Origin of the sequence: Roseospira navarrensis (assembly GCF_009601025.1) — a bacterium.
Lineage (GTDB): Bacteria > Pseudomonadota > Alphaproteobacteria > Rhodospirillales > Rhodospirillaceae > Rhodospira > Rhodospira navarrensis.
Genome location: NZ_WIVE01000021.1, coordinates 1 through 21924 on the forward strand (window position 1 = coordinate 1; position 21924 = coordinate 21924).

Consider the following 21924-nt stretch of genomic DNA (forward strand, 5'->3'; position numbering starts at 1 on the left):
GGGGTGTGCGAAGGTGACGGTTTTCTTGGATGTGCGGACGGTCATGGGAGACCTCCACGTCGCGACGATCCCGGCAGCGGGGAGGCGGGTGGAGGGGCGGCCCCCTCCGAGTCCGGTCACTTTGGCTTCTGTGCCGACGCCACGTCGCTCCCTTTCCCGGGGGGCTGGGCAACTGGTTTGCCGGCGGCCGGCGAACCCGCCGCCTTGTCGTCCGGCTTGTCCTTGTTTGCGCTGGGCTGCGATTGGGAGAATGATTTGAAAGACATGACTGCCCCTTTTCGGGCCATGCGGACAATGATTTGCCAGCGTTTACAATATGGTATTGATGGTGTGTTCTTTCAATGCGTCCGCAGGTTTTAAAGTTTTTTTCAGAGGGTCTCTTTTGTCGTTTTGATATCGCTCGTTTTTTCTGGACCTCTTTCCAAACCGGAATGCGCGGCCGCCCCCCGTTCCCGCGAGGACCCCACAGTTTGCTTTGGGCCAGGATCTGATCCGGCGCACCGATGAGAATGACTCCCTCGACACAGGGTGGCCAGGTCGGGGAGGCCGGATCAGCGCCCGGCCCCAACCAGCGCCGCGCAGGTCGCCAGGTCCACGCCGCCCGTGTCCAGGTCCGGCACCACGCGGTCGGCGGCGGAAAAATCCTCGTCGCGGGTATAGGCGGAAGGCGTGACCAGGCAGCGCATGCCGGCGCCCTTGGCCGCCGCGAGGCCGATGCCGCTGTCTTCCACCACCACGCAGCGCGCCGGGTCCAGGCCCAGGGTCTCCGCCGCCAGGGTGTAGACCGCCGGGTCCGGCTTCTTCCGCGCCACGCAGTCGCCCGCGAACACGGGGATGCGCCGGGCGCGCTCCGGCCCCAGGCATACCCGCACCACCGCCGCCACCGCGCGCTCGTGCGACGTGGAGCACACCGCCACCGGCACACCGGCCCCCAGCGCCGCGTCCACCAGCCGCGCCACCCCGGGACGCGGCGGGATCGCGCCAGCCTCGATCAGGTCCAGATACAGCCCGGTCTTGCGGTGGTGCAGGTCGGCGATCAGGGCGGATCGGGCGTCCGCGTCCGCGTCCGCCACCGGCCAGCCGGCCTCGTCGAAGTACCGACTCATCCGCTCCTTGCCGCCGCCCGTGGTCAGGAGGGGGCCGTAGGTCTCCTCTGTCCACGCACACCCCAGCCCGATTTCGGCGAAGGCCCGGTTGAAGGCGACGCGATGGCCGTCCCGCTCGGTGTCGGCCAGCACGCCGTCGCAATCGAACAGCAGCCCCTGAAGCGGCCCACGAGTTGCCATGGTCTAGCGCCCCTCCCCGGGTCCGCTGCCGTCGGGATCGGGCAGCCCGACCGCCGCGCCGGAGGGATTGGCGTCCAGCGGCGTGCCGGGCGTGGCCACCGCCCCGGGCCGGGTGGCATGCTCGCCCATGGCCGCCAGCCGGTCCACGTGAAGGTGCGCCGGCGGCGCATTGCCCTGCTTGTCCACGCCGAAATACAGCGTCATGTGCGGGTACGGGATCTCGATGCCCTCGGCGTCGAAGCGGTGCTTCATGCGGCGATTGAACTCGCGACCCACCCACCACTGCATGATCGGCTTGGTCTTGATGCGCGCCTTGATGATGACCGCCGAGTTTTTGAAGCCGTCCACGCCCAGCACCTCCAGGGCTTCCAGGATGACCGGGCCGTATTCGTCGTCCTGCTGAAGCCCGGCGGCGATCTCCCGCAGGATCTGGGTGACCTGGTCCGTGTTCTCCCGATAGGCGACGGCGACTTCCATCAGGTAGTACGAAAAGTCCTTGGTCATGTTGGTGACCGTATCCACGGCGCTGAACGGAATGGTGTGCAGGTTGCCCGACAGGTCGCGCAGCCGGATGGAGCGGATGGACATGGCCTCCACCACGCCCGCGTGCGTGCCCACCTGCACGACGTCACCGACGCCGATGGTGTCCTCCAGCAGGTTGAACACGCCGCTGATGACGTCCTGCACCAGCTTTTGCGAGCCGAAGCCGATGGCCAGACCGATGACACCGGCACCGGCCAGCAGCGGGGCGATGTCCACGCCGATTTCGGACAGCACGATCAGAGAGGCCACCACCACCAGGAACACCGTCAGCACGTTGCGCAGCAACGGCAGCAGCGTGCGCTCGCGCTGGCCGCGCTCGACCACCTTGCCGTCCGCATCGGTCGAGGTCAGATAGCGCTGGATCATGTGGTTGACGCCCTCCCAAAGGCCGATCGCAATGGCCAGGACCAGCAGAAGGTTCAGCGCCATGGTGACAAGGCGCTGGCCGCCGCCCATGGTCAGCCAGGACGTCGCGCCCACGTGCCAGGAATCCAGCACCAGCACCAGGGCCACCAGGGCCACCATCAGGCGGGCCACACCGGCGCCGATGCCCACATAACGCCGGCCCCGGTCGCGGGCCGCGCGGTCCAGCTTGGAGGCGCCGTGCAGGCGCAGGGCGGCTGCGTCGCGCAGTTTCTGGACTCGCTCCAGCAGCAGCACCGCGACGAACAGGGTGAGGACGGTCTTGACGGTGGCCCAGCCGGCGACCGCGAACCACTGTTCCGAATCGATGATCCAGGCGAAGAAGATCCCGATGGCATAGGCGGTCGCCAGGATGTGCCAGATGTCGGCCAGGCCCCTCTGCAGGCCGCTGATCCAGGGCGCGGATCCCCCGGTCTGAACGGGGATCCGGCGGATCGCGGCCTTGCCCACGCTGCGCAGCGAGATCAGCGTCCGCACCACCAGCACCAGCACGATGAAGCCGGCCACGTGGCCGAGCAACGTGCGCCCTCCGGGGGGCATGCCGAGCAGGCGCGACACCTCCACCATCAGATAGCTCAGGACCAGCGCAAGGGCGGTCCAGCGCAGGCCCCGGAACAGCAGGCGGGCCGTCTCGTCGCCCACGGGGATCAGGCGCAGGTCGGCGTTCGCGGGCGACAGGCCGGCGCGCAGCACGATATCCAGACCGCGCAGGATCACCAGACTGGTGACCACCACGGCCGCCACCAGTTCGGTCCGCCACGGCGCGTCGATCACCGGCATGATGGCCTGGGCGGCGGCGGCGAAGACGCTGATCGGCAGCAGGGCCAGCACCAGATGCGTGACCAGCAGGATCACGCGCCGGCTGGTCCCGGTGTCGGTCGCCTTTTCCCGCAACCGGCGCATGGCGCCGCCCAGTGCGAGCCGGAGCAGGACGGCCGCCGTCAGACCGGCCAGCACCACGGCGCCGATCTGCCACGCGAGATTGAGCCACAGACCGCGCTGGGTGTCCTCGAACTGCACCACCAGCCAGGTCCAGATTTCCGGGATCTGGGTGGTGATGCCGCTGGTCGAGACGACGTCCTCGTACAGGTCGTGGAAAAACTCGGTCAGCGCGGTGATGTCCGGCGCGGGAATGGGCAGCGCCGAGCCCGTGTCCGTGGACTCGGCCGGGGGGTCGCCCGTGCCTGTCGTGGCGCCGTCCGGCGCGGCCGCCGTGTCCGATGCGCCGCCGCTGCCTTCGCCGCCGCCGCCGCCGGAGTCGCCGCTGCCGCCGCCGGACATGACCGAGGATACCGCCGCCGCCATGCCGGCCAGACCCCGCCCGGGCGTCGGCGGGCTGGCGGGCTGGGCGGCGTCGGCGGCGCCGGGTCCGTCGGCGCCACGGGCTTCCCCCGCCGAGGGCGGCGCGTCCGGCGCGCTGACCCGCAGCAGCTCGATCAGGGCCGCGCGGGCCTCGGGATCCTTCAGCACGGCGACCAGATTGGCGGCCTCTTCAAAGGCAGTGGGGGGCGCGGCATCGGGGGGCACAGGATCGGGGCCCCTCGGGTCGGCGGGCGGCGCGGGGGACGCGCCGGGTCGAGCGTTCGCGGTGGGCGCGGTCTCTGAGGGGGCCTGGGCCGCGCCGTCGGCGGCCGCCGATTGGGGCGGGGCGGATGCGGCGGGCGCGGTTTCTCCCGGCGGGCCGTCCGCCTGGGTCGCGGCGGCGGCCTCGGCGGCCGCGCGGCGATCCTCCAGCATGGCCCCGAGCGCGCGCTGGGTCTCCTCGGGCAGCGGCTGGGCCGCCGGCGCGGGCATCCAGGGGCCGCCCCACAGGACGGCGAGGAGGCAGAGGAGGCCGAGCAGCGGCAGCAGGGGGAGCCGGGGGAGCCGGTGCGGTGGGCGGCGGCGTGGTGGCGTCACGTCGGATCATCTCCGTCTCGGCGGGGATCGGGGACAGGGCCACCCACTCGGACCGGATGCCCGGGTCCGGGGCCTCCATATCCCGGCGTCGGATGCGCGGGACTCATCCGCCCGTTCGGCCCCGGTCCGCGTCCCGACGCGGTGAGCCTCATCCTGTTCCCTGGAAGCGCGTCGAGGGGGCGGGCGGCGGACCCGCCTTCGGCAGGGCGCCTTGCCTGTGGTCTGCCGTTACCATCCCCGATCCAGCGGGGGCGGCGCAAGGCCCCTGGGGCCATCGGGCCGGGCAATCGGGCGGGGCGGCGGAGGCGATCAACCGGACGAGTCCGGTTCGTCGCCGATCAGTATGAAACGCATGAACAGGGTCCGGGCGGGGTCGGGCAGACCGAAGAACGCCCCCGGGCGGGTGCCGGGGGCGTTCGCGTAAGCGTTGGTGTTGGTGCGGCCGTCAGGCGGCGGCGCGGCCCTTGTTCAGCCAGCGCGTGCCCGCCAGACCGACCAGGGCCGTCAGCAGGAACCAGCCGGCGGCCGGCAGCGGCACCACGGACGGATCGCCGTAGACGCTGACATGCGACAGGGCCTGATTCAGGTCGCTGTCGATGGCGTTGAAGGCGGTGTAGGGCGAATCCTCGTGCCCGGAGCCGATGGCCCAGTTGAACGACAGTGTGGACAAGGCCAGCGCCGCGACATCCACCGAGAACGCCGCATAGTCCGGATTGCCGTCGTTCTTCTTCCCGCCCTGCCCGGACTTGAACGAGATGTACAGCGTGTCGTAGCCGGTGGGCACGATGAAGGAAAACGTGCCGTACAGACCGGATTGCAGATCATTCTCGTCCGTCTTGCCCAGCAGCAGCGGCATGGTCCCGTCGCTGTTGCTGTCGCTCTTGTCCAGCAGCGTGCCGGTGAAGCCGGGCAATTTGTCCAGCTTGTCGTTGCCGTCGCCGAAGGCATAGCATCCGATGCTCGCCACATCGGCGCTGGCGAGAGAAAACTCCCGGTCGTCCGTCGCGGCCGTATCCGGACAGGTGGCCATCGCCGCCTGGGCCCCGCCGGCCGCCCCGAAGGTCATGACCGCCGCGAGCCCGGCGGCTCCAAGGATACCCTTGACCATCGTCAAAAACCCCCGTCGCATCCGGCTGCATCTGTTGGACCCCGAAGGTCCGACGGCGCCGGCAAGCCAATTTCGTTAGCGTAAAGATACGACCAAGTCTCCGACGCTTCAAGTATGTCTTCCAGGATAGACCCGCAAACGACCAGGGCGCGCGCGTTTCATTCCGCACCCTAAAAAGGCGCCCGCCGACGAACGGTTTCCTGGCGTTTTCTCTCAGCCGGAGGCGAACAACATCAGGAGTTGTGCGGTCGAGCGGCCGGGTCTTGCCCCGAGCCGGTGCCGCGCATCCGCCCCGAGTCGCCCCGGGGTCCAAAGCGGGGCGGGAAGGCGGCGCGGAGCCCCCGGACGGGCGCCTAAAGACCCATCAGGCTGCTCGAAAATTCGTCCGCCCGGAACGGCCGCAGGTCCTCCACGGCCTCGCCGATGCCGACGAAGTGGATCGGCAGCTTGAACGCCTGCGCCAGCGAGATGACCACGCCGCCCTTGGCGGTGCCGTCCAGCTTGGTGACGGCCAGGCCGGTGACCCCCACCATCTCCTGGAACACCTTGACCTGCTGCATGGCGTTCTGGCCCACGGTGGCGTCGATCACCAGCAGCACGGTGTGGGGGGCGGTCTCGTCCAGCTTCTTGATGACGCGGACGACCTTCTTCAACTCATCCATCAGCTCGGTGCGGTTCTGCAGCCGCCCGGCGGTGTCGATCAGAAGCACGTCGTCGCCGCGCGTGCGCGCCTCCTGGATGGCGTCGAACGCCAGACCGGCGGCGTCCGCGCCCGTCTGGCGGGCGATGACGGGGGCCCCCGTGCGCTCGCCCCAGATCTTGAGCTGCTCGACCGCCGCCGCGCGGAAGGTGTCGCCGGCCGCCAGCGAGACCTTGATGTTCCAGTCCGTCAACTGGCGCGCGATCTTGCCGATGGTCGTGGTCTTGCCCGAGCCGTTCACGCCCACGACCAGCACGATATGCGGTTTGGGCTGCTTCCGGATGGCCAGGGGCACGGCCACGGGTTCGATCAGCGTGGCCAGTTCACCGGCGAAGTGCTCGCGCACCTCCTGTTCGGTCGGGTTGGCGCCGAAGCGGGCGCGGGACAGGGACTGGATCAGATCGTTGGCGGTGGACACGCCCAGGTCGGACTGGATGAGCACATCTTCCAGGTACTCCAGCGCCTCGTCGTCCAGGCGGGCGGTCACCATGTGGTCGGTGATGCCCTTCGAGATCTTGGTGGACGAGCGGGTCAGCCCCTCGCGCAGCCGGGCGAAGAACCCGCCGCCCGCGCCCTTCTTCTTCTTCGGCGTCTCGCCCCACTCGATGTGGTGGAGGTTGGGATCGGCGACCGCGTCCGCCGCCGGGGCGCCGGCTTTCGCGTCAGCCGGCCTTTTCGCGTCGGCTGCGGCCTTCGCTCCGGCCTCGGCCTGCCATCGTGCCTCGGCCTCGGCTTTCGCCTCGGCCTGCTGTCGCGCTTCGGCCTCGGCTTTCGCCTCGGCCTCCTGTCGCGCTTCGGCCTCGGCTTTCGCCTCGGCCTCCTGGGCCTCCCGGCGGCGGCGGGCCTCGGCCTGAGCCTGGGCCTCGCGCTGTCGGCGCTCCTCTTCCTCGGCCCGGGCGAGAGCCTCCGCCTCGGCCAGAAGCCGGGCCGCCTCCCGGCGTTCCGCCTCGGCCGCCTCGCGGCGGCGTTGCTCGTCCGCGTCCGCGCGAGCCTGCGCCTCGGCGGCGTCCTTGCGCTGGCGCTCCTGCTCTTCGGCCCGAGCGCGGGCTTCGGCCTCTTCACGACGACGACGTTCTTCCGCCTCGGCGCGAGCCTGCGCCTCGGCGGCGTCCTTGCGCTGGCGCTCCTGCTCTTCCGCACTGGCGCGGGCTTCGGCCTCCTCGCGGCGGCGTTGCTCGTCCGCGTCCGCGCGGGCCTGCGCCTCGGCGGCTTCCCGGCGCTGGCGCGCCAGCTCCTCGGCGCGGGCGCGGGCTTCGGCCTCTTCTCGACGACGACGTTCTTCCGCTTCGGCGCGAGCCTGCGCCTCGGCGGCTTCCCGGCGCTGGCGCGCCTGCTCCTCGGCGCGGGCGCGGGCTTCGGCCTCTTCTCGACGACGCTGGTCTTCCGCCTCGGCGCGAGCCTGCGCTTCGTCCGCTTCCCGGCGCTGGCGTTCCTGCTCCTCGGCCCGAGCGCGGGCTTCGGCCTCCTGGCGCTGGCGTTCCTGCTCTTCGGCGCGGGCGCGGGCCTCGGCCTCCTCGCGGCGGCGGCGCGCCTCGGCCTCGGCGCGGAACCGGGCCTCCGCCTCCTGGCGCTGGCGCTGCTCTTCCGCCTCGGCCCGGGCCTGCGCCTGGGCGGCCTCGTGACGGCGGTGCTCTTCTTCCTCGGCGCGGGCGCGGGCCTCGGCCTCCTCGCGCTCCCGGGCTTCCTGCTCCGCCCGGGCCCAGAGCTCCGCCCGCTCGCGCCGTCGCGCCTCTTCTTCCTCGGCGCGGCGCCGGGCGTCCTCTTCCTCGCGCTGCTGCTTCTTCTTCTTGCCAAAGCCCCAGATCACGCCGACATCCTCTCGTCTGAGCTTCCGGTCTGGCGCCCGTCGGGCGCGGCGCTGAGCCGCCCGTCCCGCGCGCCGGTCAGGCGCACCGGCACCACGGTTCCGGGCGCCGCAGACCCGCCGTCGTCCAGGTCCACCGGAAGGTAGTCCTCGGTATGGCCGAAGCCGGGAGTCTCCACCAGCACGGTCGCCGGGCCGCCCACGCGCCCGGCCAGCCGCGCCGCCATGCGCGCCTCGCCCGCCGCGCGAAGGGCCGCCGCGCGCGTCCGGCCCACGTCGCCCGGCACCTGCGGCATGCGGGCCGCCGGGGTGCCCGGGCGGGCGGAGTAGGGAAAGACATGCAGGTGACTCAGGTCCGCCTCGTCCACCAGCGCCCGGGTGTTGGCGGCCTGGGCCTCGGTCTCGGTGGGAAAGCCGGCGATCAGATCGGCCCCCAGCGCCAACCCGGGGCGGAGGTGCCGCAGCCGCGCCGCCAGGGCCACCACATCGGCGCGCCGGTGGCGGCGCTTCATGCGCTTGAGCACCAGATCGTCCCCCGCCTGCACCGACAGATGCAGATGGGGCAGCAGGCGCGGTTCCTCGGCCACCAGCCGCAGCAGGGCCGCGTCCACGCCCACCGGGTCCAGCGAGGACAGCCGCAGGCGGGCCAGGTCCGGCACCAGCGCCAGCAGGCGGGCCACGGTCTCGCCGAGGGAGGGCGTGCCGGGCAGGTCGGCGCCGTACGAGGTGATATCCACCCCGGTCAACACGACCTCCCGCGTGCCGCCCTCGACCAGGGTGCGCACCTGCTCCACCAGCCGGCCCAGCGGCACCGAGCGGTTGGGGCCGCGCGCGTACGGAATGATGCAGAATGTGCAGCGGTGATCGCAGCCCTGCTGCACCTGAACGAAGGCCCGGGTGCGGGTTTCGAACCCCGTGATGAGGTGCCCGGCGGTCTCCTTCGCCTCCATGATGTCCGTCACCATCAGGTCCCCGGCGTCGGCGCGGTAGCTTTCGGGGCGCAGCTTCTCGTCATTGCCGAGCACCCGATCCACCTCGGGCATGGCCGCGAACCGCGCCGGATCGAGCTGCGCCGCGCAGCCGGTCACGATCAGGCGGGCCGAGGGATTGTCGCGCCGCAGCTTGCGGATGGCCTGGCGGGCCTGACGCTCGGCCTCCTTGGTCACCGCGCAGGTGTTGATGATGACGGCGTCATCCAGACCGGCGGCGCGGGCGTGGTCGCGCATGACCTCGCTTTCATAGCCGTTCAGGCGGCACCCGAAGGTGACGAGCCGGGGGCCGGGGGCGGTGCTCATGACAGCAGGCTCCCGTTCAGGTGGCCGGTGAAGGCGGTGGCGACGGGTCCGGTCATCAGCACCGGGGCATCCCCGCCCGCCCAGTCGATGACCAGCGGGCCGCCGTCCAGGACGACCGTGACCGCGCCCGGCAGCATCAGCCCCCGGCGGATGGCGGCCACGGCCACGGCACAGGCGCCGGTGCCGCAGGCGCGGGTGATGCCGGCCCCGCGCTCCCACACGCGCATCCGCAGGGTGCCGTCCGGGCGGCGCGAGACCACCTCGGCGTTGACCCGGTTCGGGAACAGGGCGTGGTGCTCGATCACCGGGCCGATGCCGCGCAGGTCCACCCGCTCGGCGTTCTCCACGAAGGCCACCACGTGGGGATTGCCCATGCTGACCGCCACCGCGTCGGAGAACGGGGCCACGCCCAGGTTCACATGGAGGGTGTCGCGGGCCTCGGCCAGCGGGATCGCGGCCCAGTCGGTGCGGGCCGGGCCCATGTCCACGCGGACCAGACCATCCGCGGCGCGCGTGGCCACCACCGGCCCGGCCAGCGTGCCCAGGGTGACGGTCTCGGCGCCCGCCTCGTCCATCAGCAGGTGAGCCACACAGCGGGTGGCGTTGCCGCAGGCCTCCACCACGCCGCCGTCGGCGTTGCGGATGCCCATGAAGGCCGCGCTGCCGGGATACGCTGGGCGAGGCGGCTCGATGGTCACGAGCTGGTCGCAGCCCACGCCCGCGCGCCGGTCGGCGATGCGGGCCGCCTGGGCGTCGGTCAGGGCGAGCGGATGGGTCCGGGTGTCAACGACCACGAAATCGTTGCCCAGGCCGTGCATCTTCCGGAACGGAACGCCCGCGTCTGTCATGGCCGGGTTATAGGGCGCGGCCGGGAGCGGGGCAAGGGCGGGCTCCGATCTGGAAACGAAGGCCGGCGCGGATCAGGCCCCATCACCCGGAGCGGTGCCGGCCCAGGATCGCGGCGATGGCGCGGGTGGCCTCGGCCCCGGTGAGGTAGTCCGCGGGCGCGGCGCGCAACGCGGTGTCGCGCGGGGGCTCGGGGGCAGGCGTCGGCGCGGGCGCGGGGTCGGGTTCGGCCCGGGCCGTCTGCGCAGCCCCGGCGGCGGGCTCGACGGCGGCGAGGCCGGGCACCTCCATGGTCAGGCCGGCCGCGCCGTCGCGCGTGCTGACCGCGCCGCCCACGGCCAGAACCCGGGTGTTCGCGGCATCGGTTCCGGCGGTCGGGGCGGGCCAGGGGGCGGCGTCGGGTTCGAACAGGCCGCGCGCCGTGCGGGCCAGCGCCAGAAAGGGCACGTCCGCATCGGCATCCATGCCGGGCAGCGGCAACGGCGCCGGGGCGGGCTCGGCCACGGGGGCGGCCACGGGGGCGGGCGCGGCGGCCGGACTCGCCGGCGAGGCCGGCGCGGATGGGCCGCTCATGGAGTCGAGCAACGCGGCCACGGCCACGGCGGACGCCCCGGGCAGGCTGAACCCACGCGCCGCGCTGGCGTCCTCCACCGCGCGGGTGGCGCTGAGCACGCGGGCGATGGTGGAGGCCGACTCGGTCCCGGCCGGCGCGATGGGCGCGACGGGCATTCCGGGCGCGGCGGGCGCCGGGTCGGCCTCGGCCATGCGGATCTCCGGCGGCGGGGCGACGGGCGTCGGCGGCGGCTCCACGGGCAACGGGGCGGGGGCCTCGACGCCGGGCGGCAGCGGACGCGGCCCCGGCGGCACGGGCGGACCGGCGTCGGCGACGCGGGTCGCGCCCATGTCCTCGGGTGGCGGCGCGGCGGGCTTGGCGCCGGGCGCGACCGGCGGGCCGACCTCGGCGGTGCGGACGGCGCCCATGTCCTCGAAGCCCGGCGGGACCGGCTTGGCCCCGGGCGCGACCGGCGGCCCGGCCTGGGCGCTGCGGGTGGCGCCCATGTCCTCGGGCGCGGGCGGGGTCGGCTTGGCGGCCGGTGGCGGCGCGGGCGGCCGGGTCAGGCTTTCGACGCCCTGGAACCGCCGCATGGCGTCGCTGATGGTGGCATCCAGCAGACCGTGCAGTTCGCGCAGGCTGCGCGGCCGCCCGTGGTCCAGGAACAGGCCGGGGTTGGCGTGGGCGGCCTCGGGCAGCACGTCGGCCGCCGGGCGGTCCGGGGTGCGACCGACGGCGGTCAGGAAGGTGACGGCCCCGCCCGGCCCCAGGAAGTGCGCAAGGTAGATGTCGGTCGTGCCGGCCGGACGGCCCAGCGAGGCTTCCAGGTGGCGCTTGTTCTCGGCCGCGTACTCGGCGGCCATGATGGACGACAGGCCCGGGTCGCGCCGCAGGGCCAGGACGTTCTGTTCCAGCTCCGAATCGGCGATGCCAAGGCGGCCCCGGCTGTCGGTGTGGATGCGCGCGGCGATGTCGCCCAGGCCGTGCTTGGCGCCGTGCCGCTGCAGGGTGTCGAGCCAGGTGTCGCGGGTGAACTGGAACAGCCCGCTGGCGGTGCCGCGCAGGTTCCGGGCATCGGGCCGGAAGCCGCTTTCCTGATTGGCCTTCGCCAGCATGTAGGCGAAGTCCACGCCGGTCTTGACGCTGGCGTCCCGGATGCCCGTGAGCACATCGCCGCCCACGGTGCGATTGCCGATCTGGACGCTCGCCGCGAGTTGCTGGGGAAGCGATGGTGTGGTCAGTCCCGTCACGGCCCTGTCCCCGCGTCTGGTGTCCGCCGGGGCGGCCCCGTCCTGGGGCCGGCCCCCGCCCGAATGCTCGGGGCGCGGCGACGACTCCGTCCCACGCCCGCAGTCCCCAGCATGTGGACAAAAGGGTGGATGACCCGTTAACGCGCGGGGAGAACGTGGCGCGGCCAGTTGAGGGGCATTTTACGGAAAGCCCGCCAAGGCCTTGTTTTTGCAGCACAAAAAGGCCGCCCGCAATGGGCGACCGGCCGCGAGTCCGGGGCCGGGTCGTTCCTACCCCGCCTTGGGATATCTCGGCTCTGCACGGCGCCCGGAGTCGGGTCAAGGGCCGCCGTCACACCAGCGGCGGGCGCGTGGGACTCACCCGCCCTGGGCGCCCGAGGGCGCCCATCCTGAAACGCGCGGCACCGGCCCACGCCCTCACCCGGCCACGGGCTTCAACGGTCATCGTCAGATGCCGTTGGACTCAGACGACAGCGCCCCCGGACCGGATGGCCCGGGGGCGTCGGCGCGATGAGATGCGATGGCCGCTGGTCCTACTCGCCCTTGGCGTTCTCGGCGGCCTGCTTGCGGGCCTTGGAGACCTCGCGCTCGTGGGTGAGCGCCTTCTGGGTCGCGGTCCCGTCCTCGACGATGCGGGCGGAGCGGCCGCGACGGCCGCGCAGGTAGTACAGCTTGGCGCGACGCACCTTGCCGCGACGCACCACCTCGATGCGGTCGATGGTCGGGGCGTACAGCGGGAACACGCGCTCGACGCCCTCGCCGAAGGAGATCTTGCGCACGGTGAAGGTGCTGTTGAAGCTGGCGTTGCGCCGCGCGATCACCACACCCTCGTAGACCTGGATTCGGCTGCGGGTGCCTTCGACCACCTTCAGGTGGACCTTGACGGTATCGCCGGGCGAGAACTCGGGGACGCCGCGCGCCTCCAGGGCCTTGTCGATCTGCTCTTTTTCGAGCTGCTGGATGATATCCATGGTCAGGGGTCCTTTTGCGTCAATCTTGATTGGTCTTCATTGGCGTCAGGGATGTTTGACCCGCGCGCGCGGGAGGGGTGAGCTTGTACACCCTCGCCGCGCCGGCCGCAAACCGTTTGTTCCGGGGCGCGTGGCGCCGGATCCGCCCTACCCCTCGGACTCGGCATACGCCGCCCACAGGTCCGGGCGGCGCGCACGGGTGATCGCCTCGGCCTGCTCCCGCCGCCATTGGGCGACGCGGGCGTGATGGCCCGAGATCAGCACGTCCGGCACCGGGCGGCCGTCCCAGTCGCGGGGCCGGGTGTAGTGCGGGTACTCCAGCAGGCCGTCCTCGAAGCTGTCGTTGTCCAGCGACTCGGTCTTGCCCGTCACCCCGGGGAGCAGGCGCACCACCGCGTCCAGCAGAACCAGCGCCGCCGGCTCGCCCCCGGACAGGACGACATCGCCGATGCTGACCTCTTCCAGGCCGCCCCGCTCGCTCCAGGCGTCGATGGCGCGCTGGTCCAGGCCCTCGTAGCGGCCGCAGACCAGCGTGACCCCGGGGCCGGCCGCCAATTCGCGCACCAGCGGCTGACCGAGCCGACGCCCGCGCGGGGACAGATAGAGCAGCCGCCGGCCCGAGTCGGGCGCGTGGTGCGCGGCGATGGCGTCGCTGACCACATCCGGCCGCATGACCATCCCGGCGCCGCCGCCGTAGGGCGTGTCGTCCACGGTGCGGTGGCGGTCGCGCGCATACGCCCGAATATCGACCGTCCCGAGCGCCCACAGCCCGTCGGCCAGCGCCTTGCCGCCCAGCGAGTGCCCCAGCGGCCCGGGGAACATCTCCGGGAACAGGGTCAGGACCGTGGCCGTCCAGGGCGCGGCCTCGGCCGGGGCGGGCTCAGCCATCGGATGGGTCGCCATCGGATGGGTCGCCATCGGATGGGTCGCCATCGGATGGGTCGCCATCGGATGGGCTGTCGGACTCGCCGCCGGGTGGCGGCGGGTCCAGCAGGCCGGGCAGCGGCGCCACCACGATCCGGGCGGCCTTCAGGTCCACCACCGGCACGGCCGACCGGGTGAACGGGATCATGAGCGGGCGCCCGGCGCCGTCCCCGTTCCCGTCCCCGTCCGCCCCCTGAGGCGGCGGGGCCACCTCCAGCATGTCGCCGGCCCCGAAGTCATGCACGGCCCGGACGGACCCGAGGCAGGTGCCGTCCTCCTGCTCCACCGCCAGCCCGACGAGGTCGGCGTGGTAGTACTCCTCCTCGTCCTCCGGCGGCGGGAGGGCGGCCCGGGGCACGTGCAGCCGCACCCCCTTGAGGGCTTCGGCCGCCGTGCGGTCGGCCACGCCGTCGAGGCGGCAGATCACCACGCCCTTGGCGGTGCCGATCACCCGGATGGGCCAGGAGCGCGCCCCGTCCCCGGTGGAGACGGGGCCGTACGCCGCCACGGCCTCGGGCGCGGCGGTGAAGCTCTTCACCCGCACCGCGCCCCGCACCCCGTGCGGCCCGACGATCACCCCCAGGCAGACGTGCTCGGCCATGGCCGGTTTCCTCGCGGCGTGCGATTACTCGCTGGCCGCGCCCTCGGCTTCCGCAGCGGCGGCGGCCGCGGCCTCGGCCTTCTCGCGGGCCTCGCGCAGGCGCTCCTGCGCCTTCGCCTTGGGCTGGCTCTTCTTGGTCTGCTCCGGACGCGGCAGCGGATCCATCAGGCCGGCCTCGGCCAGGAACTTGGCCACGCGGTCGGTCGGACGGGCGCCGTTGGCCATCCAGTGGCGGATGCGGTCTTCCTTGAGGCGGATGCGCTCCTCGTGCTCGCGCGGCAGAAGCGGGTTGTAGGTGCCCAGCTTCTCCAGGAAGCGGCCGTCGCGCGGCCAGCGGGAGTCGGCCAGAACGATACGGTAGAACGGACGCTTCTTGGCGCCGCCACGGGCCAGACGGATCTTGAGGGACATGGGAAACGGCTCTCCTTGAGGGTGTGTGTGGATCAATGATGGGAATGGGGGAGGGTGACGGAGGACGCGGCCGCGGGGCCGCGGGTTATCTCTTGCGGCCCTTCGGCCGTTGGGTCAGCAGGTTGGCGGGGAGGCCGGAGCGTCCCGGTCCGCCCGCGCCACCCAGACCCGGCAGGGCGGGGCCGGCGCCGCCGCCGCCCAGGCCGGGCGGCATCTTGCCGTCGGCGAGCTGGTCGGCGAGGCCCGGGGGCAACTCGCCCTTCTTGGCCATCTTCTCCAGCTCCTTCGGGTCCATGTCGGCGAGCCCGGCCATGTCGCCCATGCCGCCCCCGCCGCCGCCGAACATGCCGCCCATGCGCTCGGCGAGGCCCTTCATGCCGCCCATCTTCTTCATCTGCTTCATCATCGCGCCCATCTGCTGATGCTGTTTCAGCAGCTTGTTGACCTCGGGCACGGTGGAGCCGGAGCCGGCGGCGATGCGCTTCTTGCGGGACGCCTTGATGATCTCGGGGTGGCGTCGCTCGCGCACCGTCATCGACAGGATGATGGCTTCCTGACGCTTGATGAGCGAATCGTCGATGTTGGCGGCGTCGATCTGCTTCTTCATCTTGCCGATGCCGGGCATCAGGCCCATCAGGCCCTTGACGTCGCCCATGCGGCGGATCTGGCGGAACTGGCTGAGCATGTCCTCCAGGTCGAACTTGCCCTTTTCCATGCGGCGGGCGATCTTTTCCGCCTCGTCCATCTGGATGGACTGGGCCGCCTTCTCCACCAGGCTGACCACGTCGCCCATGCCCAGGATGCGCCCGGCGATGCGCTCGGCCTGGAATTCCTCCAGCGCGTCCATCTTCTCGCCCACGCCCATCAGCTTGATGGGGCGGCCCGTGATGGCGCGCATGGACAGGGCCGCGCCGCCGCGCGCATCGCCGTCCACGCGGGTCAGGACGATGCCGGAGATGCCGACCTTCTCGTTGAACTCGGTCGCCACGGTCACGGCGTCCTGGCCGATCATCGCGTCGGTGACGAGCAGGGTTTCCGCCGGGTTGGTGATCTTGCGGACCTCGGCGACCTCCTCCATCAACTCCTCGTCGATGGCGAGCCGGCCGGCGGTGTCCAGGATGACCACGTCGTAGCCGCCCTTGCGGCCCTCGTCGAGCGCGCGCTTGGCGATCTGGGTCGGCTTCTGGCCCATGATGATGGGCAGCGTGTCCACCCCGGTCTGCTCGCCCAAAACGGCGAGCTGATGCTGGGCCGCCGGGCGCTGCACGTCCAGCGAGGCCATCAGCACCTTCTTGCGCATGGCCGTCTTCAGGCGCAGGCCGATCTTGGCCGAGGTGGTGGTCTTGCCCGAGCCCTGCAGGCCGACCATCAGGATCGGCACCGGCGGCGTGGCGTTGATGTTGAGAACCTCGGCGACGCGGTCGCGCTTCTTGCGCTCGCCCTCGCCCTTGCCGTCGTCCTCGGCCTCGTCCGGGGCCTGGGCGCCGATCTGGCCGGCCAGCATCTCGACCAGCGCGTCATGGACGATCTTGACGACCATCTGGCCCGGGGTCACCGACTTGATGACCTCCTGGCCGACCGCGCGGGTCTTGACCGTGTTGACGAAGTCCTTGACCACCGGCAGCGCGACGTCCGCTTCCAGCAGCGCGATGCGGACCTCGCGCATGGCGGCGTTCACGTCGTCCTGGCTGATGCTGCCCTTGCCGCGCAGCTTCTCCAGGACATCGCCGAGACGACCGGACAGACCTTCGAACATGGGGGACCCCGTGGTGAGACTCGGTGGCGTTTGCCGGCGGCCACACACCGGCCGCCGTCGGGACCGTCCACGCAAACACGTATGGCGCCAGTGCGCGAACCCTCGCGGACTGACGGACCGCCGTGGCGGTGAACGGGCAACCGGGGTGCGGTTGGCGTGCGGTCAATGACCAGAACCGCCGGACCCTGCCGGGGCCGCGCGGACGGTGCGATGTCTACGCGGCGGGCGGTCGGGAGTCAACAGTTCGGCGACCCGCCCCCACCTTTCCGGTGACGCCGCGCCCCCGAAGTGGCACCTTGCGCGGATCGCGGCGGGCGCACTCCCGCCCGGTTCCACCCCGACCCTGATCCCGATCCGGCGATGCTTGAAACCTTCACCGTCATCACCGCCCTGGTGGGCGTGCCGTCCCTGTTCCGCGCGGTGGTCGGCCTGGGCCGGGGCCGCCCCGCCCCCGGCGACGACGAACGGCGGCTGCAACTGGTGCTCAAGGGCGGCAGCCTGGTGGCCATCGCGCTGCTGACCGCCGCCACCCTGGGCGTGTTCGGGGCCTGGGCCGTGGCCTTCGCCCTCTGCGCCCTGCTGAGTCTGGTGCGGCCGCGCTGGATGATCCCCGGCGCGCAGTTCGATTCCAAACAGGGCGCCGCCGCCTATGGCGCCATGGCCGGGCTGATGCTGATCGTCTGGCTGACCATGCCGACGCAGTTCAATCCGTCCGCCGGGGCCACCGAGACCCTGGATCTGGTCACCCTCGGCACGCTGCTGGGCGGGCGGGCGTGGCTTTGGTTCGCGCGGCCCGGCGCGCCCTTCCGCAAGCGGCGGGGCCGGCGGCGCATCGACCTGGAGGACGACCCGGCGGCCCTGGGCGCCGACGGCACGGGTGCCGGGCAGGCCTGGTGGGATCGCGTCTGGAGCCAGCGCAGGGCGCGCGAGGACGCCAGCTTCGCCGATGCCGCGCCCATGTCCGAGGCCGCAGGCCCCTGGGACGACGCGAGCGGCCGCACGGGCCGGACCGGCCCCTCGGCCGATCCCGACCCGGACCCGGCCCCCGATGCCGCACCCGATCCGGCGTCCGATCCCGCCGCCGCCGACGCGGCGCTGGCGGTCCCGGGCTATGACCCGGACCTGCTGCGCGAGGAACTGGCCGCCTTCCGCGCCAACCGCGCCCTGATCGACCGGGTGGCCATCGCCTGGCCCAGCCATACGGTGTCGGAGGCGCTGATCCACGTCTCGGTGATCCTGAACGAGACCCGCCGCTTCCTGCAGGATCACCCCGACAAGTACCGCGACATCCGCGCCATCCTGGTGGGCCATGCCGCCACCGCCGCCGACATCGCCCGGCTGGTGGACCGCATCAAGAGCACCGGCGAGGTGCTCGACGATCCCGACGGCGTCGCCGAGCGCCTGTTCGCGCTCGCCACCCTGATGCGCGAGACCCGCCGCAAGTCCACCCAGGCGGAGCGCGACCGCCTGAAGGCCAGCATGGCCGTCATCGACGACGAGTTGAGCGCGCTGTCGGCGGTCAAGGACCTGCGGGTCCGCATGGCGCGGGAGGGCGACCGCGCCTGACATCCGCGCGGGTTCTGGCCCGGGACGGGGCGCTGCGATACAGTCCGAACAGACCATCCGACGCGACCGACAAAAGGGAGAGTCCGGCATGACCGGCGTGATTCATCTGGGCGGGCCCGAAGCACAGGCCATCGAGACGCTGGGCGCCGAGGGCATGCGCGCCCCCGACCCGACCGATGCCGCCACAGCCCGGCGGATCGAGGAGATCATGGCCGACATGGACGGCATGGAGCCGGACCGCTTCGCCGTCGGGCCGTCGCGCATGGCCGCCGACTACAGCGACCGGGTTCTGGCGCACGTGACGGCCTCGGAACTGGATGGGGTCCACGACAAGCTGGTCGAGCTTCAGATGCTCTACAAGGGCCTGGGCGCGGATCGCCTGCGCAAGGACAGCCACGGCTTCGTGGGCCGCATGATGTTCAGTTTCCAGAAGGAACTGGAGAAGTTCCGTCAGCGATTCGAGAGCGCCAAGACCACCGTGGACCGCGTGGTTGCCCAGCTTGAGAAGGACCAGCGCGAAAGCGCCATCGCCATCCAGACCCTCGCCCACATGGGCCAGGAGGTCACCGGGGCCTTCCGCGAGCTGGCCCTGCATGTCGAGGCCGGCCAGCGCAAGCTGGAGGACTGGCGCGCCCAGGGGCCGTCGAACGCGGGCGCGCCCGAGTCGGCCGGCACCGAGACCGCGCAGCTCATGGACGCCATGCAACAGCGCGAATGGCAGGAGCGCCTGGACCACTGGGACCGGGTGGTCACCAACCTGACCAAGACCCGCACCATCATGGGCACGACCATCCCCACCGTCTATCAGACGCTGAAGATGGAACGCGTCGTGATGGAGGAGCTGGGCACGGCCCTGACCCAGTTCATCCCCGCCATCCGCCAGCAGATCGCCCTGTTCGTCCAGCAGGCCCGGCAGGGCCGCCGCCTGGAGAACCTGAAGGCCACCCGCGAGATGACCGACGATGTGCTGCGTCAGGTGGCGGGCCAGTTGGAGGAGAACGCCGACCTGCTGAACGAGCAGATGCGCGAGGGCGGCGTCTCCACCGATGTGCTGCTGGAGATGATGGACAGCGTGGCCGGGTCGATCGAGCGCCTGGACCGGCAGGCGACCGAGGCCATGCAGTACCGCCGGGAAAGCCGCGCCAAGCTGCAGGACGCCACGCGGGCCTTCGCCGAGCGGGTTTCGAAGGTGGCGGCGGGGTAGGGGGCGACCGTCCGCTGGCGCCATCCGGGTCGGCCGACGGCGCCCACACAAGGGAGGACCAGGGTCATGAGGCTGGCTGGACTGTATCGGGGCACGGTGGTCAATGCCCTGGATCCGGAGGCGCGCGGGCGCGTCCAGGTCATGGTGGCCGAGACGGGCGGGAGCGCGGCGGTGTGGGCGGAACGGTGCGTGCCGCTGGGGGCGGCCCCCGCCGGTCAGGGCGCGGCGGCGGTCGGCGGCCAGGTCTGGGTGATGTTCGAAGGTGGCGACGCCGCCCGGCCCGTGGTCATGGGCGCTCGGCGGTAGCGCGGCGGGGCGGCCCTTGCTAACGGCCGGCGTCGAAGGCGCTCAGGCGGTGGCGGCGGCGGCGCAGGCGGCCGGTCACGACCATCATCACACCCGTCAGGCCGACGGCGATCCACGCCGGCAGCATCATCACCGTGGCGGTCACCACGTCGAGCCAGTGCCCGGACGTGCTGCCCGCGCCGGACGGCAGGCCCGACAGCAGGGTCCAGATGTCGCCCGTCGCCAGGACGGGGCGCGGGCCCGGCCCGAGGGCGAGCACGGCCTCGGCCGAGGCGGTGATGAACGCCACGGCAATCAGGACCCATCCGAAGAATCGCATCAGAATCATTGAGTCCCCGGCTTTTGCACCGATACGTGAAGACTGGAGTCCAGAATCTGCGCCTAACAGGCGGATTCCGCAAGGCTTTTTTCAATGCAATTTTATGCAAGGTCGATGGAGTTTGACGCCGGGAGGGCCGACGCGTCCGGCGGCACGGCGGGAGCTTTCCGGGGGCTTTCCGGGGGCTTTCCGGGAGCTTTTTTGGGGCAGGAAAGCCGTTGCATCGGCCGGACGCCTTCGGTATTGTCCGGCGCTCTCCGGGTCAGCCCGGAACCGTGTGGAGGGATGGCCGAGCGGTCGAAGGCGCACGCCTGGAAAGTGTGTATACCGTGAAGAGCGGTATCGAGGGTTCGAATCCCTCTCCCTCCGCCAGTTCCCAAGAGCCCCGCACTGCCGTTGATGGGACGGTGTGCGGGGTCTTTCGTTTTCTTCCGTGCCTCTCCGATGTGGGCCGGAAGGGCGGCCCCCCGGATAGTGACACGCGGTCCCGCCCTCGACCGCGAACACGGCGGGCACACCGTGCGATTCCGCCGAAATCGGCTTGGCGGCATCGCGCGGTTGTGCCAAATTCATTGCGAGACGGATACAATCCCGCCGATCACGGACCCCAACGGCCCGCCCCTTCGCCCCCCGCCCCCAACAGACGGCCCCGCACTCCAACAATGGCGTGGGAGACGGCCTGACCGCCGTCTCGGTCGGCCCGGCCGGAGTCCGGCTCGCATCCGGTCAGGCGGGGGTTGCGTGAGCGGAATGGGCGAGTTCCGCGCGGCGCGGCGTGGCATCCTGTCGGAGCGTCGGCGGCGGCGAGGGCAACCGGCCTTCGGCCCCGGGGACGCATCATCGCAATCGAGGGAGACCAAACACGATGGCGGACGAGAAACTCGGCAACCCGGCGGTGGTGGGCCTGGGCGGGTTCGGCCTGACCACCATGGTCCTGCAGTTCCACAACGTCGGCTGGATGCCCAGCGTGGGCCCGGTGGTGTGGCTGGGGCTGATCTTCGGCGGCCTGGCGCAGTTGATCGCCGGGCTGCAGGAAATGAAGACCGGCAATAACTTCGGCTATTGCGCCTTCAGCGGCTACGGGGCGTTCTGGATCGCGCTCGGCATGCTGTTCCTGGGCAACCACTTCGAGGTGTTCCAGGCCAGCACCACGGACGTGGGCTGGTTCCTGGTGGCCTGGACCATGTTCACCGCGATCCTGTGGGTCGGCGCCCTGCGCATTCACGGCGCGATGGCCTTCACGTTCACCACGCTGCTGCTGGGGTTCATCCTGCTGGTCCTGGCCCACTTCGGCTTTCCCGAACTGACCGTGGTCGCCGGCTACGAGCTGATGATCTGCGCCGCCTCGGCCTGGTACATGATGGCCCGGATCATCCTGAACGAGATCTACGGCCGCGAGCTGCTGCCCGCCGGCCGCCCGTGGATCAAGTGAGCCCGCCGCGACACCCCCCCCAGACTCCGGGAGACGATCACCATGCGAAACCACCTGAGAGGCCTGGCCGCGGCGGCGGCGATTGCGCTGGCGGCCCCGGCCACCCTGACCGCGACCCTGACCGCGCCCACGCCCGCGTCCGCCGCCGAGGAGACCTCGGCCACCGCCGAAGAGGTCATCACCAAGGTGCTGGAGGCGGCCCGCTTTCTGCACGACAAGGGCCAGGCCGGCTTCGCCGACTTCAACAACAACGCCCGCTGGGTGTGGAAGGACAGCTACGTCTTCGTGTTCAGTTGCCTGGACAACCGCATGATCGCCCACCCGCTGCGGCCCGATCTGGTGGGCCGACCGATCCTCCAGATGGAGGACGAAAAGGGCAACATGCTGTTCCAGGAGCTGTGCGCGGCCGGCGAGTCGCCCGAGGGCGGCTGGGTCGAATACTGGTGGCCGCGCCCGGGCGAGGCCAAGGCGTCGCGCAAGATCTCCTACACCACCAGCACCGAGGTCTCATTCCAGCCGGACGTGCGCGTGGCGGCCGGCATCTATGACGACTCCATGAGCCTGGAGGATCTGGACGCCCTGACCGAACGGGCGGTGCGGCCGAAGAAGGACGCGCCCTGACGCCCTGGGCGCCCTGTCGGGCTGGTCTTCGGTCGGCCCGAAGCCCGTAGGGTGGGGTCGCCTCGCCCGTTTCCCGGGGGGAAACGCGGCGGGGTACCCCGCCGGG

General features: G+C 71.7%; 18 protein-coding genes and 1 tRNA gene. 6 read left to right on the plus strand and 13 right to left on the minus strand.

Annotated features, from left to right (window positions below; all coding sequences use genetic code 11):
- Positions 1–551: 551 nt before the first annotated feature.
- The 12 genes from GHC57_RS08295 to GHC57_RS08350 all read right to left on the minus strand — a co-directional run bounded on the left by GHC57_RS08295 (position 552) and on the right by GHC57_RS08350 (position 16370).
- On the minus strand, positions 552–1286 hold the full coding sequence (locus GHC57_RS08295) for an HAD-IA family hydrolase (protein ID WP_153343097.1): 735 nt from the start codon (positions 1284–1286) through the stop codon (positions 552–554).
- A 3-nt stretch (positions 1287–1289) separates the two neighbouring features.
- Complete coding sequence (locus GHC57_RS20430; RefSeq protein ID WP_153343099.1) at positions 1290–4151, minus strand: mechanosensitive ion channel domain-containing protein; 2862 nt, start codon at positions 4149–4151, stop codon at positions 1290–1292.
- A gap of 445 nt (positions 4152–4596) precedes the next feature.
- The gene (locus GHC57_RS08305; RefSeq protein ID WP_153343101.1) at positions 4597–5259 is read right to left on the minus strand and encodes a VPLPA-CTERM sorting domain-containing protein; all 663 of its coding nucleotides are present in this window, start codon (positions 5257–5259) and stop codon (positions 4597–4599) included.
- A gap of 353 nt (positions 5260–5612) precedes the next feature.
- Positions 5613–7766: a signal recognition particle-docking protein FtsY gene (ftsY, locus tag GHC57_RS20435; protein ID WP_343031142.1), complete on the minus strand. Its 2154-nt coding sequence runs from the start codon at positions 7764–7766 to the stop codon at positions 5613–5615.
- On the minus strand, positions 7763–9058 hold the full coding sequence (gene mtaB / locus GHC57_RS08315) for a tRNA (N(6)-L-threonylcarbamoyladenosine(37)-C(2))-methylthiotransferase MtaB (protein ID WP_153343103.1): 1296 nt from the start codon (positions 9056–9058) through the stop codon (positions 7763–7765). The genes ftsY and mtaB overlap by 4 nt, the downstream gene beginning before the upstream one ends.
- Positions 9055–9906 (minus strand): diaminopimelate epimerase, encoded by an 852-nt coding sequence (dapF, locus tag GHC57_RS08320; protein WP_153343105.1) that lies wholly within the window; start codon positions 9904–9906, stop codon positions 9055–9057. The genes mtaB and dapF overlap by 4 nt, the downstream gene beginning before the upstream one ends.
- Before the next feature lie 82 nt (positions 9907–9988).
- Complete coding sequence (locus GHC57_RS08325) at positions 9989–11707, minus strand: lysozyme family protein (protein WP_153343108.1); 1719 nt, start codon at positions 11705–11707, stop codon at positions 9989–9991.
- A 533-nt stretch (positions 11708–12240) separates the two neighbouring features.
- Positions 12241–12678 carry a 50S ribosomal protein L19 gene (gene rplS, locus GHC57_RS08330; RefSeq protein ID WP_153343110.1) on the minus strand — a complete coding sequence of 146 codons (438 nt, stop codon included), beginning with the start codon at positions 12676–12678 and terminating at the stop codon, positions 12241–12243.
- Between the two features lie 147 nt (positions 12679–12825).
- Entirely contained in the window at positions 12826–13566 is a 741-nt protein-coding gene (gene trmD / locus GHC57_RS08335) for a tRNA (guanosine(37)-N1)-methyltransferase TrmD (RefSeq protein ID WP_153343112.1), read from the minus strand.
- A complete protein-coding gene (gene rimM / locus GHC57_RS08340; protein WP_153343113.1) occupies positions 13559–14203 on the minus strand; it encodes a ribosome maturation factor RimM in 645 nt (214 codons plus the stop codon). The genes trmD and rimM overlap by 8 nt, the downstream gene beginning before the upstream one ends.
- A gap of 24 nt (positions 14204–14227) precedes the next feature.
- Positions 14228–14614 carry a 30S ribosomal protein S16 gene (gene rpsP, locus GHC57_RS08345; protein WP_153343115.1) on the minus strand — a complete coding sequence of 129 codons (387 nt, stop codon included), beginning with the start codon at positions 14612–14614 and terminating at the stop codon, positions 14228–14230.
- Between the two features lie 85 nt (positions 14615–14699).
- The gene (locus GHC57_RS08350; RefSeq protein ID WP_153343117.1) at positions 14700–16370 is read right to left on the minus strand and encodes a signal recognition particle protein; all 1671 of its coding nucleotides are present in this window, start codon (positions 16368–16370) and stop codon (positions 14700–14702) included.
- 360 nt (positions 16371–16730) lie between these two features.
- Here GHC57_RS08350 and GHC57_RS08355 point away from each other — a divergent pair, with 360 nt between their 5' ends.
- From GHC57_RS08355 to GHC57_RS08365, 3 genes are all read left to right on the plus strand, one after another.
- Entirely contained in the window at positions 16731–17936 is a 1206-nt protein-coding gene (locus tag GHC57_RS08355; protein WP_153343119.1) for a hypothetical protein, read from the plus strand.
- Positions 17937–18024: 88 nt separating this feature from the next.
- Positions 18025–19140: a toxic anion resistance protein gene (locus tag GHC57_RS08360; RefSeq protein WP_153343121.1), complete on the plus strand. Its 1116-nt coding sequence runs from the start codon at positions 18025–18027 to the stop codon at positions 19138–19140.
- 66 nt (positions 19141–19206) lie between these two features.
- Entirely contained in the window at positions 19207–19446 is a 240-nt protein-coding gene (locus tag GHC57_RS08365; RefSeq protein WP_153343123.1) for a phage baseplate assembly protein V, read from the plus strand.
- A gap of 19 nt (positions 19447–19465) precedes the next feature.
- Here the strand turns inward: GHC57_RS08365 and GHC57_RS08370 are convergent, their stop codons facing one another.
- On the minus strand, positions 19466–19765 hold the full coding sequence (locus GHC57_RS08370) for a hypothetical protein (protein WP_153343125.1): 300 nt from the start codon (positions 19763–19765) through the stop codon (positions 19466–19468).
- Between the two features lie 279 nt (positions 19766–20044).
- On the opposite strand from GHC57_RS08370, the gene GHC57_RS08375 reads away from it, so the two are divergent.
- The 3 genes from GHC57_RS08375 to GHC57_RS08385 all read left to right on the plus strand — a co-directional run bounded on the left by GHC57_RS08375 (position 20045) and on the right by GHC57_RS08385 (position 21818).
- Positions 20045–20137: transfer RNA gene (locus GHC57_RS08375), tRNA-Ser, on the plus strand.
- Between the two features lie 493 nt (positions 20138–20630).
- A complete protein-coding gene (locus GHC57_RS08380) occupies positions 20631–21197 on the plus strand; it encodes an acetate uptake transporter (RefSeq protein WP_153343127.1) in 567 nt (188 codons plus the stop codon).
- Between the two features lie 42 nt (positions 21198–21239).
- Positions 21240–21818 carry a cache domain-containing protein gene (locus tag GHC57_RS08385; RefSeq protein WP_153343129.1) on the plus strand — a complete coding sequence of 193 codons (579 nt, stop codon included), beginning with the start codon at positions 21240–21242 and terminating at the stop codon, positions 21816–21818.
- Positions 21819–21924: the final 106 nt, after the last annotated feature.